The sequence below is a fragment of the Cryobacterium soli genome (assembly GCF_003611035.1).
Taxonomy (GTDB): domain Bacteria; phylum Actinomycetota; class Actinomycetes; order Actinomycetales; family Microbacteriaceae; genus Cryobacterium; species Cryobacterium soli.
In genome coordinates, this window is record NZ_CP030033.1 from 3485186 (window position 1) to 3500720 (window position 15535).

Sequence of the window (15535 nt, forward strand, 5' to 3'; positions counted from 1 at the left end):
TGCGCGAATCCTTACGGCCCGGTTACGGCGGTCAGTCGGTTCAGGGAGCGGCGTTGGGGACCGTGCCCGTTGCGGTGAGGACGTAGCGAACGTGGCGCCGGAGGGGCGAGCCGGGAGGCAATCGCGGGTGGTCGAATTCGACGGACGGCCGCATGCCAAGCCGTTCCATCACTCGCCGTGAAGGTGAGTTCACCAGCGCTGTGATCGAGTTCACCTCAGCCAGACCCAGGGCATCGAAGCCGAACCGTAGGGCGGCCGTGGCTGCCTCGGTGGCGAAGCCGTGGCCCCACGCCGACATCGCCAGCCGCCACCCGACCTCGACACCACCGGACCCAGGGACGCCCTCCGGCATTGGCGCCAGACCCGTGAAGCCGATGAACGCACCCGTGTCCAACCGTTCCAGCGCCCACAGCCCGAATCCGTGCTGGTCGAAGAGGGCGTCTGCCCGGGCGGCGAGGGCGTCACTGTCGAACCGGCTCAGAGGAGCGGGGAAGAAGCGCATCACCTCGGCATCCGCGTTCAGCCGCGCGAACGGCTCACGGTCCGTGTCGAGCCAACGCCGCAGCAGGAGCCGGTCGGTGCGGCGCTGGAAGTCCATTCCTCCACCGTAACGGCCGCCTCCAGGGCCGAGCGTTGCGTGGTGACAATATGTGCAGCACCCCCAATAGGAGGTACGCGGGTACCGGCGGTCTGGCCGGGCCGTCTCGGCCGACGCTCAGACTTTGCGGAGCAGCACCTTGTCCACAGTGTGGTCGGAAGCCTTGCGCAGCACGAGGGTCGCGCGGGACCGGGTGGGGCGGATGTTCTGCAGCAGGTTCGGCTCGTTGATCGTGCCCCAGATAGTGCGTGCCCGCGCCCTGGCCTCGTCTTCGCTGAGAGACGCGAACCGGTGGAAGAACGACTTGGGGTTGGTGAAAGCCCCGCGCTGCAGCCCCAGGAAACGCTCCTCGTACCAGCGCGAGATGTCCGACGTGCGCGCGTCCACGTAGATGGTGAAGTCGAACAGGTCGCTCACCGCGAGCCCGTGGCCCGGCGCTGGCGGCTGCAGCACATTGAGGCCCTCGACGATCAGGATGTCAGGCTGACGCACGACCACCTGAGCGTCCGGGACGATGTCGTAGTTGAGGTGCGAGTAGAACGGGGCGCGCACTTCCGCGGCGCCGCTCTTGATGGCGCTGACGAAACGCAGCAGCGCCCGCCGGTCGTAGGACTCGGGGAAGCCTTTGCGCTCCATGAGCCCGCGCCGGGCCAGCTCGGCATTGGGGAAGAGGAACCCGTCGGTGGTGACCAGCTCCACCCGGGGCGTGTCCTCCCACCGGGCCAGCAGTTCGCGCAGCAGCCGCGCAATGGTGGATTTGCCCACCGCCACCGACCCGGCCACACCGATCACGAACGGAGTGGCCTGTGCGCGCTCACCGAGGAAATCGCTCGTGTCGCGATGCAGTTTGCGGGCCCCGGCGGCGTAGAGGTTGAGCAGTCGGCTGAGCGGTAGGTAGACATCCGACACCTCATTGATGTCGAGCGGCTCGCCCAGGCCGCGCAGCTGCACGACCTCTGTCTCGCGCAACGGCAGCGGGGTTGAGGGCGCGAGGGATGCCCACACAGCACGATCGAGCTCCACAAAGGGGGTGCTGTGACCGGTATTACCTTGGCTCACCAGCGGCTCGGACATCGAGACCAAGCATAGTGCGACTAAAATCAGGGCCATGTGCGGAATTGTGGGATATGTAGGAGACAACAAGAGCGTCGAAGTCCTCATGGGCGGGTTGCGCCGACTCGAGTACCGGGGCTACGACTCCGCGGGAATCGCGGTGATCGACGATGCCGGTCAGCTCAGTACGGCCAAGCGTGCCGGCAAGCTCGCGGTACTCGCGGCGGCGCTGGCCGAGACCCCGATCAACAACGGGCGAACCGGCATCGGCCACACCCGTTGGGCCACCCACGGCGGACCGACCGATCAGAATGCGCATCCGCACCTGGGAGACAACGGCAAGCTCGCCCTCATCCACAACGGAATCATCGAGAACTTCTCTCCCCTCAAGGCTGAGCTTCTGGCCGAGGGCTACACGTTCCTCAGCGAGACAGACACCGAGGTGGCCGCGGTGCTGCTGGGACGGGAATACCAGCGCCTGGGCGACCTGGGCGAGGCGTTCCGCACCGTCGTGGCCCGCCTCGACGGCGCCTTCACCCTTCTCGCGGTACACCAGGACCAGCCCGGCGTCGTCGTCGGCGCCCGTCGCAACTCGCCGCTCGTGATCGGCCTGGGCGACGGGGAGAACTTCCTCGGCTCCGACGTCGCCGCTTTCGTGGAATACACCCGTCGTGCCGTCGCTATCGGCCAGGATCAGATCGTGACCATCACTCCTGACCTCGTCACCGTCACCGACTTCTTCGGCAACCCCGTCGAAGTCGAAGAATTCGACATCGCCTGGGATGCCTCCGCCAGCGAAAAGGGCGGCTGGTCCAGCTTCATGGCCAAGGAGATCTCCGAGCAGCCGGATGCCGTCACCAACACCCTGCGCGGCCGGATCCAGGACGGTCAGGCGGTCGTCCCCGAGCTCGTCGCCTTCGGCGATGACGTGCTCGCGAGCATCCGCCGCATCGTGATCGTGGCCTGCGGCACGGCCGCCTACGCAGGCCAGACCGCGAAGTACGCCATCGAGAAGTGGGCGAAGGTGCCGGTCGATGTCGAACTCAGCCACGAGTTCCGTTACCGCGACCCGGTGCTCGACGAGCACACCCTGGTGATCTCGATCAGCCAGTCCGGCGAGACGATGGACACGCTCATGGCCGTCAAGTACGCCCGCGAGTCCGGCGCCAAGGCGATCTCGATCTGCAACACCCAGGGGGCCACCATCCCCCGCGAGTCCGACGCCGTGATCTACACGCACGCCGGGCCAGAGGTCGCGGTCGCGTCCACGAAGGGGTTCACCGGCCAGATCGCCGCGCTGTACCTGTTCGCCCTGCACCTGGCCCGGGTGCGCAACACGCTGCCCCTGGCCGAACTGGCCGAGCAGGTCGTCGAACTGCAGGCCATTCCGGAGAAGATCGCCACCACCCTGCTGCAGGGCGACGCCGTGCGCCAGCTCGCCGTGTGGATGACCGACTCCCGCGCTGTGCTGTTCCTCGGCCGCCACGTCGGATTCCCGATTGCGCTCGAGGGCGCGCTCAAGCTCAAGGAGCTCGCCTACATCCACGCCGAGGGTTTCGCGGCCGGCGAGCTCAAGCACGGCCCGATCGCGTTGATCGAACCCGGCCAGCCCGTCTTCGTCGTGGTGCCGAGCCCCCGCGGCTCCGCGCACCTGCACCCCAAGGTGGTGTCCAACATCCAGGAGATCCGCGCCCGCGGCGCCCGGATCATCGCGATCGCCGAACAGGGCGATGCCGCGGTGCTCCCGTTCGCCGACACCGTGTTCCACATCCCGCTGGCCGCACCGCTGTTCGAACCGCTGCTCGCTGTCGTGCCGCTGCAGCTGTTCGCCATCGAACTGGCCACCGCCAAGGGCCTCGACGTGGACCAGCCGCGCAACCTGGCCAAGTCCGTCACGGTCGAATAGGCCGGTCGGATAAGACACGGATGCCCAGGGCGTGCCGCCTCATCGCTCAGCGGTGCGGCGCGCACCCTGGGCATTCCGCCGCCACCCACGGGATGAGGACACGTTGATCAAGGGCATCGGGGTCGACATCGTCGACCTGGCACGCTTCGACCGGCAGGTCGCCCGCACCCCGGGGCTGATCCCCAGGTTGTTCGCACCCGCCGAACGCGCCCTGCCGCCGCACTCGCTGGCGGCCCGGTTCGCGGCCAAGGAAGCGCTGATCAAGGCGCTCGGCGGTAGCGTGGGCGCAAGCTGGCAGGAGATGGAAGTGGTCTCAGACCCCGACGGCAACCCGTCCTTCGCGCTCACCGGGGTGGCCGCGGCGGCCCTGGCTGCGCGCCGCATCACCGGCGTACACCTCAGCCTCACTCACGATGCCGGCGTCGCCTGCGCGTTCGTGGTGCTGGAGGGCGACAAATGAGCGCTGCATTCCGCGAGGCGCTCATCGACCTCGCCGCCGTGCAGGCCAACGTGGCGCACCTGCGCAGCCTCATCGGCACGCGGCACACCATGGCCGTGGTCAAGGCCAACGGCTACGGCCACGGCGCCGTCCCGGTGGCTCGTGCGGCCCTGGCCGGGGGAGCGGACTGGCTCGGTGTCGCCGACCTCGACGAGGCCCTGGCCCTCCGGGCCGCCGGCATCGATGCACCGCTGCTCGCCTGGTTGCACGGCCCGGACAGCGACTTCACCGCGGGCATCTCCGCGGACATCGACCTCGGCCTGTCGTCGGCCGTGCAGGTGCGCCAGGCGGCGGATGCGGCGCTGAGCGTGGGCCGCACCGCATCCGTGCAGATCAAGATCGAGACCGGCCTCAACCGCAACGGGGTGGACGAAGCGGACTGGGCTGAGGTGTTCCGCCTCGCCGCGGCGTTCGAGCGTGTGGGCCGGCTGCGCGTGCGCGGCGTGTTCAGCCACCTCGCCAACACCTCGCCGGCCGACGATGAGGCAGCGCTGCTGAGCTTCGACCGGGGTCTGGCCGCCGCCGCGGCCGCCGGCCTCACGGTCGACCTGGCGCACCTGGCCTCCACCGCGGCCGCGTTGCGGTTGCCCGCTGCCCGTCACTCGATGGTGCGTCTGGGCATCGGCATCTACGGGCAGTCCCCGTTCGACGACGCCGACTCCGCCGCGCTCGGGTTGATCCCCGCGATGACCCTGCGCGGCCGCGTCGCCGCGGTGCGCCAGGTCGCCGCCGGCGCGGGCGTCTCCTACGACTACCTCTGGCGGGCCGCCGCCGACACCACGCTGGCTCTCATCCCGCTCGGCTACGCCGACGGGGTACCGCGGCAGGCCATGAACGCCGCCTTCGTGGCGATCGGCGGGGTACAGCATCCCGTGGTGGGCCGCATCGCCATGGACCAGTTCCTGGTCGACGTGGGCGCTGCGCCGGTCGCCGTCGGCGACGATGTGGTGCTCTTCGGCGACCCCGCCACCGGAGCCCCCAGCGCCGCAGAGTGGGGCGCGGCGGCCGGCACCATCAACTACGACATCGTCACGCGGGTGGGTGCCCGGGTGCCCCGGCGCTATGTGGGCGGGGCCGTCGACGGCGCGGCACCGGATGCGGCGGCCTCGTCACCTGCAGCCGGCGCGCCGGGCAGCGCTGAGAGCACCGAGGCCGAGAGCGTGGGGGAGTAGCCGCCGATGCGCCGCATCGTCGACGACCCCGACGCCATGCACGCGCTGGGCGTAGAGCTGGCCGGAGCGCTCCGCGCCGGGGACCTCATGGTGCTCACGGGCCCGCTCGGTGCCGGCAAGACCACCTTCACCCGCGGCCTCGGCGAGGGGTTGCAGGTGCGCGGCCCGGTCACCAGCCCCACCTTCGTGCTCGCGCGCACGCATCCGAGCACCGTCGGCGGCCCTTCGCTCGTGCACGTGGATGCCTACCGGCTGAACAGCGCCATGGAACTCGACGACCTCGACATCGACTTCGCCCGCTCGATCGTGGTGGTGGAGTGGGGCCGGGGGCTGCTCGAGGGGATCACCGAGTCCTGGCTCGACGTGGAGATCGTGCGGCCGCTCGGCGCCTCCGAGGCCGTGGCCGGCGCGGGCTCTGATTCCGATGCAGACACGGATGCCGACCTCGACCGGGCCGAGCCGCGCACGGTGACGGTCACCGGCTTCGGTCCCCGCTGGGAGGCCGGGCTCGGTCTGGCCCCCTCGGCCGGCACCGACGGCCACGCGGCCGGATCCACGTCCGCCGTCGCCCCCGACCAACCGGCGACCTCCGTCGGCTCCGATGACGCCGCGGTCCGCCCCGACGGGAGGGTAGGCGAATGAGCGCCACTCCGGCCGTTCCCGCGAGCCCCACCGGCGCCCGGTACTGGATCGCCCTCGTCCTCACCGGCCTGATCGGCGGCCTGCTCTCGGGCGTCTTCGGCGTGGGTGGCGGCATCGTGATGGTGCCCCTGCTCATCTCCCTCGTGCACATGAACCAGCGCCAGGCCGCCACCACCTCGCTCGCGGCGATCGTGCCCACCTCCATCGTGGGCTCGATCACCTACCTGGCCAACGGGCACATCGACCTGGTCGCGGGTGTGATCATCGCCGGCGGCGCCGTGGTGGGGTCGATCATCGGCAGCAACCTGTTGCAACGCATTCCGCTGTTCTGGCTGCGCTGGCTGTTCATCGCGCTCCTCGTGGTCGTCGCCGCGCGCATGGTGGTCGTCGAGCCCGAGCGGGGCGCCGCGCTCGAGCTCAGCGTGCTCGTGGTGCTCGGCTACCTTGCCCTCGGCCTGGCCATGGGCATCGCGTCCGGCCTGTTCGGCATCGGCGGCGGCGTCATCGCGGTGCCGGCGCTGGTGGCGGTCTTCGGTGTGAGCGACCTCATCGCCAAGGGCACCTCCCTACTGGTGCTGGTGCCCACGAGCATCGTCGGCACCATCGCCAACCTGCGGGCCAAGCTCGTGGACCTGCGCGCCGGCCTCGTGGTCGGCGTCGCCGCCACCGTGGCCGCGGTGCCAGGGGTGGCGCTCGCGCTGCTCATCCCGCCGCGTCTGTCGAGCATCCTCTTCGCCGTGCTGCTGGTCCTCGCCGCCGCCCAGCTCACCGTCAAGGCCCTCCGCACTCCGCGCCCCTGACCCCACCCCGTCTCGAGGGCTCGCCCTGCTGTTCCCCGTGGGCCCGGGCGAGCGGATGTGCCGGGGCCGCATAGGCTGGACGGGTGCTCCTCGCCATCGATACCTCCGCCGGCACCGGCGTCGCCGTCGTCGACCTGACCCAGGGTGTGATCGCCGAACGCGGCATCCCCGACACCATGCGCCACGCCGAGGTGGTCGGCCGCCTCATCCAGGAATGCCTCACCGAGGCCGGCATCCCCGTCACGGCGCTTTCCGGCGTGGTCGGCGGCATGGGCCCCGGCCCGTTCACCGGCCTCCGCGTCGGCATCGCCGCCGCCCGGGTCTTCGCGCTCGGCATCGGGCGGCCCCTCGTGCCCGTGATCAGCCACGATGCCATCGCCTACGGCCACTACCGCACCGGCCACACCGGCCCGCTGCTCGTGGTCACCGACGCCCGCCGCCGTGAGGTCTACTGGTCCGCCTACAGCGGGGCGGATGCGGCAACCCTGCCCGTGCGCATCGGTCCGCCCGCCCTCGCCAAACCCGCCGAGCTGCTCGAGGACGACTTCGCCCACGCTGGTATGCCCCGCCTGGACGCCACCACCATCTCCGCCGGTGACCTCGGCATGGTTGCCGAACTGACCTTCGCCGCCGGCCGCCCGTTCGCTGCCGACGACGCGCTCTACCTGCGCTCGCCCGACGTCACGGTGTCCAAAAACGGCCCCAAGCGGGTGAGCTGATGACCTGGCAGCTGCGCCGCGCCACCGCCGAGGACGTCGACAAGATCATGGCCTTGGAGACCTCGATCTTCGAGAACGACGCCTGGTCCACCGAGATGATGGCCCGCGACGTGGCCGACCCCGGCTGCTACTACCTGGTGGCGTTCCCGCCCGACGCGCCAGACCACATCGTCGCCTACGCCGGCCTGCAGGCCGCCCAGCGGTCGCCCGAGAGCGATATCCAGACCATCGCCGTGGCCGAGGAGGCCCGCGGCCGGGGCCTCGGCCGGGTGCTCATGCTCAGCCTGATCACCGAGGCCCGCAAGCGTGGCGCCCGCGAGACCTTCCTCGAGGTGCGCGCCGACAACCCCGGCGCCCAGCACCTCTACCGCTCGCTCGGCTTCGAGGACCTCGGCGTGCGCCGGGGTTACTACCAACCAGACAACGTGGATGCGATCGTCATGCGCCTGCCCATTCCTCCCGCCGAAATGCAGTTCACCGTGGATGCCGCCGCCGCCGACTCGGCTCTCGCCGCCGATTCAGCCGCCGAACCTGTCGCCGCCACAGCTGCCCCCGCCGAACCCGCACCCGCATCCGACCCCCGGCACCGCCCATTCAACCGCACCGACCCGCTCGTGCTCGGCATCGAGACTTCCTGCGACGAGACCGGCATCGGCATCGTGCGCGGCACCACCCTGCTCTCCAACACCATCGCCTCCTCCATGGACGAACACGCCCGCTACGGCGGCGTCGTGCCCGAGGTCGCCGCCCGCGCCCACCTCGAGGAGATGGTGCCCGCCATCCGCGCCGCGCTCGCCGAGGCCGAGATCCAGCTCGACGAGATCGACGCCATCGCCGTCACCAGCGGCCCCGGCCTCGCCGGCGCGCTCATGGTGGGTGTGGGCGCCGCCAAGTCGCTGGCGCTGGCGCTGGACGTGCCCATCTACGCCGTCAACCACCTCGTCGGCCACGTCGGCGCCGACCTGCTCCGCGGTGAGGGTGTCGCGACGGATGCGCCGCTCGAATACCCCACCATCGCCCTGCTGGTCTCCGGCGGCCACACCTCGCTGCTGCTCGTGCGCGACCTTGTCTCCGATGTGGAACTGCTCGGCGAAACCATCGACGACGCCGCCGGCGAGGCCTTCGACAAGGTGGCCAGGGTGCTCGGCCTGCCCTACCCCGGTGGCCCGCAGATCGACCGGGTCGCCGCGACCGGCGACCCCACCGCCATCCGTTTTCCGCGCGGCCTCAGCCACCAGAAGGACATGGCCCAGCACCGCTACGACTTCTCGTTCTCCGGCCTGAAGACCTCGGTGGCCCGCTGGGTGGAGCAGAAGCAGGACGCCGGAGAGCCGGTGCCGATCGACGACGTCGCGGCGAGCTTCCGCGAAGCCGTCGTCGACGTGCTGCTCACCAAGGCCGTCGCGGCGTGCACCGACCTCGGGGTGCCTAGGCTCCTACTCGGCGGCGGCGTGATCGCCAACGCCAGGCTGCGCCAGGTGGCGCAGGAACGCGCGGATGCGGCGGGCATCGCCCTGCGCATCCCGCCGCTGTCGCTGTGCACCGACAACGGCGCCATGATCGCGGCCCTCGGCGCCCAGCTCATCATGGCCGGGCACGCTCCCTCCACCCTCGACTTCGGTGCGGACTCGACCCTTCCGGTGCCCGTCATCCAGGCCTGAAACCGCAGTTCATCCAGCGTTTCAGCGGTGGACGCGGTACTCTGGCCGTGGGGGTTCACCGCAAAGCAAGCACGTTGACACCCCCATGGCGTGGGTGCCACTATGGCACCGCCGCACCCAGCGCCGTCTGCCTGCCTACGCTGCACCCATGTGAAGGAGCCCTCACAATGACCGATCCGAACCAGACTCCCGCATCCAACGAGCCCACCCCGCCGCCCGCGTACACCCCGCCGGCCCCGCCCGCCTACGGCTCCGCGCCCGCTGCCCCCGCCTACGGCTCGGGGCCCGCAGCTCAGGCCTACTCGCCGCAGGGCTACGGCCAGCCGAACGCCGCAGACAAGTGGAACGTTCTCGCGATCATTTCGCTGGTCAGCGCCTTCTTCGTCTCGCTCGCCGCGGTGATCTGCGGGCACATCGCCCTCAGCCAGATCAAGAAGACCGGCGAGAAGGGCCGCGGCCTCGCGATCGCCGGCCTGGTCCTCGGCTACGTAGGCCTGATCGGCTTCATCATCTTCGTCGTCGTCGTGATCGTCGTCACGGTCGCGGGCATCAACAACGGCTCGTACAGCACCTACTAGCCCCGGCTGCACCGGCTCGGCACACTGGCCGGGTCGGTCGACCACCGGCGTCGGCGCGGGCCACGAATGCCGGTCTCGGCTCCGCAGGCAGCTCCGGCAGCACAGGAAAGGAACCAGTCATGACTGATCCGAACACTCCGCACCCCGAGGTTCCCCAGGTACCCGACGTTCCGCAGGTGCCCGACGTGCCCCAGGTCCCGGATTTCCCCCAGGACACCGCCGCGGGGAACCCGTCGGCCTCCGAGCCGTCCGCCGCGGGCACACCCGCCGGCCCGCCGCCCGAGCAGGGACCGCCCGCCCCGCCGCCCTACGGCGCCCCGCAGCCCGGCTACGGACCGCCGCCGCCCGGATACGGCCCGCCCACACCGGGTGCCCCGGCCACCGGCTACGGCCCGCCGCCCTCGTACACGCCCACGAAGCAGCCGATCCTGAGCATCCTGTCGATGGTGGCCGGCGTGATCGGCATCCTCGGCTCTCCCGTCGCCTTCTTCCCGATCTTCGGCGGCATCCTGGCGCTCATCCTGCCGGCTGCCGGCGTGGTGCTCGGCTTCATCGCCCGCAACCGGGAACCCAGCGGCAGGGGCTTCTGGCTCACCGGCATCATCACCGGGTTCGTGGGCGTCGCCCTGGCGCTATTGAGTATTCTGCTGTGGGCACTGATCTTCGCGAGCATGCCCAACAACTACTACTACTGATACCGGATCACCCCCGCGGCCGGTAGCCGCATCGGCTCACCCACGTCGGCCGACTTGAGAAACGAGTCCCACCCATGGCGCAGTCCGGGCAGCCCGACACTCGGGCAGAGTCGCAGGAGACGGCCGGAGCGCAGACCCCCCTCGGGCAGGGCTCCGCCGGCCAGGCCCAAACGCGCGCTGAAGCGCGGGCCAGGCAAGCCGCGCAGGCAGAGGCCGCCACCGACCCGGCCACAGCCCCGCCCGGCCTCACCCGGCCCCCTGTCGCAGGCGAGCTCGCCTACGAGTCCACCATCACCGCGCCCACCGAGTGGGTGCCCTACGTCTACACCACCGCCGAGATCCAGACCCATGCGGCCCGTCGCGGCCTGAGCGTAGCCGCCGTCATGTGCGGCTCGCTGAGCGTCCTGGCCGGCATCTTCGTGGTGTGGGCGGTGCCGCTTGCGGTCGCCGCGGTTGTGCTCGCGCTGGTGGCCCGGGTCGTCGAACGCCGCAGCGGCGGACTCTGGATCCTCGGCCTGGTCACCGGGCTCGCCGGCATCCTGCTCGGCGTGGTCTGGTTCGTCGTGATCACCCAGGTGCTGCCGCCGTACTACGGCTGAGCGATCGTGGGTCAGGCGCGTTCGACGAGCAACGCTACCTTGTGCCCGGCCGCGCGGGTCAGCACCAGGGTGCCCGACTCCGGACCCTTGAGCTTCAACCGCGTGCGCAGCGTGGCGGGGTCCACATCCACCCCGCGCTTCTTGATCTCCAGAGTGCCGATACGCCGTTCGGCCAGGGCGATCCGCAGCTTCTTCTCGTCGGCGGGCAGCACCTCGACCACCCGGAACGCGGTCGCGAACGGGGTCTCGGTGAGCGTGGCGCTGGTCAGGTACGCCAGCCCCTCGCTGAGCATGAGCGCATCCATCGACCGGGCCAGGTCGCCGATCAGCCGGGCACGGATGATGGCACCATCGGGTTCGTAGAGGTACTCGCCGAGCTCGCCGACAGGTACGTCCTCGCTGTCGTCGGGAGCGGTCAGCTCGGCCGCGCCGTCCTTGGTCAGCAGCAGCGCAGCACGGCGGATGCCCGGGCGGGCGAGCGGGCCGAACCACAGACCCATTTCCACCAGCTTGCCGTCCACCGACACCCACTGCGCCTCGGCGGTCTCCGGGATCTGGTCCCGGTCGTGGCCTGGGCCGAGTTTGACGCCCACGGGCATCCGTTCGGCCAGGGCGTACACGTCATCGAGGTGGGGAGAGTAGTCCTCAGAACGGGTGAGCCGACTGGTGTTGCCGTGCCCGGCGGTGCGGCGGGCCGGGTCGAACCAGAGCGCGTCGTACTCGGACGGGTCGACGTCGGCGGCATCGGCGCAGAGCACAGAGGCCGTGGGGAACGGGGCGAGGTTGAAGCTGGCGACGGTAGCGGTGACCTCGTCGATATCGATGGCGGTCACGGTGAGCTCCATCGCGGCCATGGCCATGGCGTCGCCGCCGATGCCGCAGCCCACGTCGGCGACCCGGGCGAGTTTGGCTTCGACGAAACGGCCGGCGTGCAGGGCGGCGACCCGCAGGCGGGTGGCCTGCTCCAGGCCGGCCTCGGTGAACAGCATCCGGCTGGCGAAATCACCGAACTTAGCCGTAGCCTTGGCGCGCAACCGGGACTGGTACAGCACCGCGTTCACGAGGGCGGGGGAGTGCCCGGCCTTCCGCAGCGCGCTGACCGTGCGCACCACGTCGCCGCCGGCCTCGTAGGGCGGCAGGGAGTCCAGCAGGCGCAGGCCTTCGGGTGAGAGCAGCTCAACGAGCTCGGCGCGATCCATCCCGCAAACCTATCAACCGAAACCGGCGTGAGTCTCGAGCGCTCTGGCACTCACGTTGCGTGAGTGCCAGTTGCGCCCTAAACTCGACTTAGCACTCTCGCTGTGAGTCTGCTAACTACGTCTTAGCTAAGAAAGAGGTCAACCGTGTCGGTCTCCATCAAGCCGCTCGAAGATCGCATCGTCATCAAGCAGGTGGATGCAGAACAGACCACCGCTTCCGGACTTGTGATCCCGGACACCGCCAAAGAGAAGCCCCAGGAAGGCGAAGTTGTCGCCGTCGGCCCCGGCCGCATTGACGACAACGGCAACCGCATCCCGCTCGACGTCGCCGTCGGCGACAAGGTGATCTACTCCAAGTACGGTGGAACCGAAGTCAAGTTCGGTGGCGAGGACCTCCTCGTTCTGTCGGCCCGCGACGTTCTCGCGGTCGTCGTTCGCTAGTAACACCCCATATCGTTGAATCCCGGATGGCCTCGGCCATCCGGGATTTTTCGTGTCCGCGCTCGCGGAACGAGACCGCTCCCCAGACAGGATCACCGGCACATGACGCAGGGCCCCACACGACGTAAGCCTGCGGCGCGCAGTGCCGCCAGCACCGGCCTGATCTACGCGATCTGCTCCTACGGCATCTGGGGCTTCCTGCCGCTCTACTTTCTGCTCCTGGCGCCCACCGGCGCCTTCGAGATCGTGGCCTGGCGGGTTCTGTTCTCCCTGGTGTTCTGTGCCGTGCTGATTGTCGCGACTCGGGCCTGGCGCCCCTTCGTGGCGGCCCTGCGCACCCCGAGGGTGGTGTGGACGATGGGGCTGGCCGGCGTGCTGATCTTCATCAACTGGCAGACCTTCATCCTCGCCGCCCTGAGCGGGCACGTCGTCGAGACGGCGTTGGGGTACTTCATCAACCCGATCATCACGGTGCTGCTCGGGGTGCTCGTGCTGCATGAACGGTTACGCGCCGCCCAGTGGGCCGCCGTGGTGATCAGTTTCATCGCCGTGATTGTGCTCAGCGTCGGCTATGGCACCGTGCCGTGGATATCGCTGATCCTGGCGTTCTCCTTCGGCCTCTACGGGCTGATCAAGAAGCGGGTGGGCGGGCGTCTCGACGCCCTCACCGGCCTGACTCTGGAGACGATGTGGCTCGCGCCCATCGCGATCGTGCAACTCGTGGTGGTGTCGCTGCTCACCGGGCTGACCTTCGGCTCGGTCTCACCGCTGCACACCATCGCGCTGGTCGGATCCGGGGTGCTCACCGCGGTGCCGCTGCTGTTCTTTGCCGCCGCCTCCCGCCGCCTGCCGCTGTCCACTCTCGGCCTGGTGCAGTACGTTGCGCCGGTGCTGCAGCTGATCGTTGGCGTGGTGGTGCTGCAGGAGCCGATGCCGCCCGAACGCTGGCTCGGCTTCGGCCTGGTCTGGCTGGCGCTGATCGTGCTCACCGTCGACATGATCGTCGCCGGACGCTCGCAGCGCCGGTTGTTGACCGATCTCGTCTGACCCGGCCGGCCCACGGCCTCCGGAGCCCGGTCGCGTTACCGTTTCTTACGCCCGCGCCATGGCCCCTGTTCGGGGGGAAATCGTTAGCGCCCGCTGAACGACTGCTGAAGGCATCCTGATCAGAAGCCCGTTTCGTAACGATTTGGTCGCGTTACACGCCTGTAACACGACCGCCTTGTTTGATGTCGTTCCGATGAATACCTTTGCAACACGGCAACGATCGTTTGCCGTGCTCGACCTCTCGATTCCCCTTACCCTAGGAGCAACATGAGCGTATTCGCGAAGGCCTCGGCCTCCCGCTCGGCCCGCGCCGTAGTCACCGGCGTCGCCATCTTCGGCGTCAGCGCACTTCTGCTCACCGGATGCAGCACGGCGGAGAGCACGCCCGCAGCATCTGAAGAGCCCGCCGCGACCAGCAGCGATGTCAGCCCCGTTGAGGCCGGCGACCGCGATCTGGCCCTCAAGGTCGGAACGATCCTCCCGCAGAGTGGTGGACTCGCCTTCCTCGGCCCGCCCGAAGAGGCCGGCGTCAACCTGGCCATCGAAGAGGTCAACGCTGCCGGTCTCGGCATCGACATCGAAGCCATCCTCCGCGACTCCGGCGACACCACGACCGACACCGCCACGGTCTCCGTGACCGACCTGCTCTCGCAGAAGGTCTCCGCGATCATCGGTGCGGCATCCTCGGGTGTCTCCAAGACCGTGATCGACCAGATCACCGGTGCCGGCGTCGTGCAGTTCTCCCCGGCCAACACCTCGGCGGACTTCACGAAGTACGAGGACAACGGCCTCTTCTGGCGCACGGCCCCGTCCGACATCCTGCAGGGTGAAGTCCTCGGCAACCTGATCGCCGAAGACGGCAACAGCACCCTGGGCCTGATCGTGCTCAACGACTCCTACGGAACCGGCCTGGCCCAGTACACCACCGAGGCGTTCGAAGCGGCCGGCGGAGAGGTCGTCGCCAGCGCGAGCTTCAACGAAGGCGACGCGAACTTCTCGGCGCAGATCGCTGAGGTCACCGCGGCCAACCCCGACGCGATCGCTCTGATCACGTTCGACCAGGCCAAGGTCATCACCCCGGACCTGGTCGCCAGCGGCTTCCCCGGAGACAAGCTCTACTTCGTCGACGGCAACCTCGCCGACTACAGCAAGGACTTCGCTCCCGGGCTGATCGAGGGCTCCAAGGGCACGCTGCCCGGCCTCGACACCGCCACCCTGGGCGACTTCACCGACCGTCTGCTCGAGGTCGACCCGACCCTGACCGACTTCAGCTACGCAGCTGAGTCGTACGACGCCGTCATCCTGATCGCCCTGGCCGCTTACGCGGGCAACGACGTGTCGGGTGAGTCCATCGCCAAGTACCTGCAGCAGGTCTCGGGCGGTACCGGCGAGGGCACCAAGGTCACCGACTTCAAGTCGGGCGCCGAGGCGCTCGCCAAGGGTGACCAGATCGACTACGACGGCTACTCCGGCCCGATCACGTTCGACGAGAACGGCGACCCGACGGACGCGACCATCGGTATCTACCAGTTCGATGCAGAGAACAAGTACACCCGCATCAACTAGTCATCACCGCTGACCCGGTACACCCACAGCAGACGTACCGCACAGCACCAGAAGGGCCCCGGCTTCGGCCGGGGCCCTTCTGCGTGCCCGCATACCCGTGTCCGCCCTTCGTGTCCGCCGCCCTCGTGGTCACTGCACTCGCGTCCGCTGCATTCGTGCCTGCTGTGCCCTGTCCTTCGTGCCTGCTGTGCCCTGTCCTTCGTGCCCTGTTCGCCGTGCCCGTGCCCGCTGTGCCCTGCCAGTCGAACCCCGTGCCCGCTTGTTCCCGCCCGTGACCGTGCATCCGTCGCCGGGAGAAACTGCAGGAGTCACGCACTCGAGGCGCATCGAAGCCTCCGCGGGCGGGTCAGCGACGGCGCA

General features: G+C 69.4%; 16 protein-coding genes. 13 read left to right on the forward strand and 3 right to left on the reverse strand.

All coding sequences use genetic code 11. The annotated features are described in order from the left end of the window. Positions 1 to 40 precede the first annotated feature (40 nt). Together DOE79_RS16180 and coaA are read right to left on the reverse strand one after the other, a co-directional pair. Complete coding sequence (locus DOE79_RS16180) at positions 41 to 598, reverse strand: GNAT family N-acetyltransferase (protein WP_120339378.1); 558 nt, start codon at positions 596 to 598, stop codon at positions 41 to 43. Between the two features lie 117 nt (positions 599 to 715). Next, on the reverse strand, positions 716 to 1672 hold the full coding sequence (gene coaA, locus DOE79_RS16185) for a type I pantothenate kinase (protein ID WP_181445827.1): 957 nt from the start codon (positions 1670 to 1672) through the stop codon (positions 716 to 718). A gap of 34 nt (positions 1673 to 1706) precedes the next feature. On the opposite strand from coaA, the gene glmS reads away from it, so the two are divergent. The 10 genes from glmS to DOE79_RS16235 all read left to right on the forward strand — a co-directional run bounded on the left by glmS (position 1707) and on the right by DOE79_RS16235 (position 10922). After that, entirely contained in the window at positions 1707 to 3557 is a 1851-nt protein-coding gene (gene glmS, locus DOE79_RS16190; RefSeq protein WP_120339379.1) for a glutamine--fructose-6-phosphate transaminase (isomerizing), read from the forward strand. Positions 3558 to 3660: 103 nt separating this feature from the next. After that, the gene (locus DOE79_RS16195; protein ID WP_120339380.1) at positions 3661 to 4017 is read left to right on the forward strand and encodes a holo-ACP synthase; all 357 of its coding nucleotides are present in this window, start codon (positions 3661 to 3663) and stop codon (positions 4015 to 4017) included. Further along, positions 4014 to 5228 (forward strand): alanine racemase, encoded by a 1215-nt coding sequence (alr, locus tag DOE79_RS16200; protein ID WP_120339381.1) that lies wholly within the window; start codon positions 4014 to 4016, stop codon positions 5226 to 5228. Before DOE79_RS16195 ends, alr begins: the two co-directional genes overlap by 4 nt. Before the next feature lie 6 nt (positions 5229 to 5234). Continuing rightward, positions 5235 to 5870: a tRNA (adenosine(37)-N6)-threonylcarbamoyltransferase complex ATPase subunit type 1 TsaE gene (gene tsaE, locus DOE79_RS16205; RefSeq protein WP_120339382.1), complete on the forward strand. Its 636-nt coding sequence runs from the start codon at positions 5235 to 5237 to the stop codon at positions 5868 to 5870. After that, a complete protein-coding gene (locus DOE79_RS16210; RefSeq protein WP_120339383.1) occupies positions 5867 to 6670 on the forward strand; it encodes a sulfite exporter TauE/SafE family protein in 804 nt (267 codons plus the stop codon). The genes tsaE and DOE79_RS16210 overlap by 4 nt, the downstream gene beginning before the upstream one ends. Positions 6671 to 6753: 83 nt before the next feature. Then, positions 6754 to 7389 carry a tRNA (adenosine(37)-N6)-threonylcarbamoyltransferase complex dimerization subunit type 1 TsaB gene (tsaB, locus tag DOE79_RS16215; RefSeq protein ID WP_120339384.1) on the forward strand — a complete coding sequence of 212 codons (636 nt, stop codon included), beginning with the start codon at positions 6754 to 6756 and terminating at the stop codon, positions 7387 to 7389. Beyond that, positions 7389 to 9050 (forward strand): tRNA (adenosine(37)-N6)-threonylcarbamoyltransferase complex transferase subunit TsaD, encoded by a 1662-nt coding sequence (gene tsaD / locus DOE79_RS21075; protein WP_120339385.1) that lies wholly within the window; start codon positions 7389 to 7391, stop codon positions 9048 to 9050. Before tsaB ends, tsaD begins: the two co-directional genes overlap by 1 nt. A 167-nt stretch (positions 9051 to 9217) precedes the next feature. Continuing rightward, positions 9218 to 9628, forward strand: a complete 411-nt coding sequence (locus DOE79_RS16225) for a DUF4190 domain-containing protein (protein WP_120339386.1) — start codon at positions 9218 to 9220, stop codon at positions 9626 to 9628. 119 nt (positions 9629 to 9747) lie between these two features. Continuing rightward, positions 9748 to 10323, forward strand: a complete 576-nt coding sequence (locus DOE79_RS16230) for a DUF4190 domain-containing protein (protein ID WP_120339387.1) — start codon at positions 9748 to 9750, stop codon at positions 10321 to 10323. Between the two features lie 74 nt (positions 10324 to 10397). Further along, positions 10398 to 10922 (forward strand): hypothetical protein, encoded by a 525-nt coding sequence (locus DOE79_RS16235; protein ID WP_120339388.1) that lies wholly within the window; start codon positions 10398 to 10400, stop codon positions 10920 to 10922. An 11-nt stretch (positions 10923 to 10933) separates the two neighbouring features. On the opposite strand, the gene DOE79_RS16240 is transcribed toward DOE79_RS16235, so the two are convergent. Continuing rightward, positions 10934 to 12121 (reverse strand): class I SAM-dependent methyltransferase, encoded by a 1188-nt coding sequence (locus DOE79_RS16240; RefSeq protein ID WP_120339389.1) that lies wholly within the window; start codon positions 12119 to 12121, stop codon positions 10934 to 10936. A 144-nt stretch (positions 12122 to 12265) separates the two neighbouring features. Between DOE79_RS16240 and groES the strand changes: the two genes are divergently transcribed. From groES to DOE79_RS16255, 3 genes are all read left to right on the forward strand, one after another. Continuing rightward, positions 12266 to 12562: a co-chaperone GroES gene (gene groES, locus DOE79_RS16245; RefSeq protein WP_066597535.1), complete on the forward strand. Its 297-nt coding sequence runs from the start codon at positions 12266 to 12268 to the stop codon at positions 12560 to 12562. A gap of 102 nt (positions 12563 to 12664) precedes the next feature. Continuing rightward, positions 12665 to 13609: an EamA family transporter RarD gene (rarD, locus tag DOE79_RS16250; RefSeq protein ID WP_120339390.1), complete on the forward strand. Its 945-nt coding sequence runs from the start codon at positions 12665 to 12667 to the stop codon at positions 13607 to 13609. A 267-nt stretch (positions 13610 to 13876) separates the two neighbouring features. Beyond that, positions 13877 to 15175, forward strand: a complete 1299-nt coding sequence (locus DOE79_RS16255) for an ABC transporter substrate-binding protein (RefSeq protein ID WP_120339391.1) — start codon at positions 13877 to 13879, stop codon at positions 15173 to 15175. Positions 15176 to 15535: the final 360 nt, after the last annotated feature.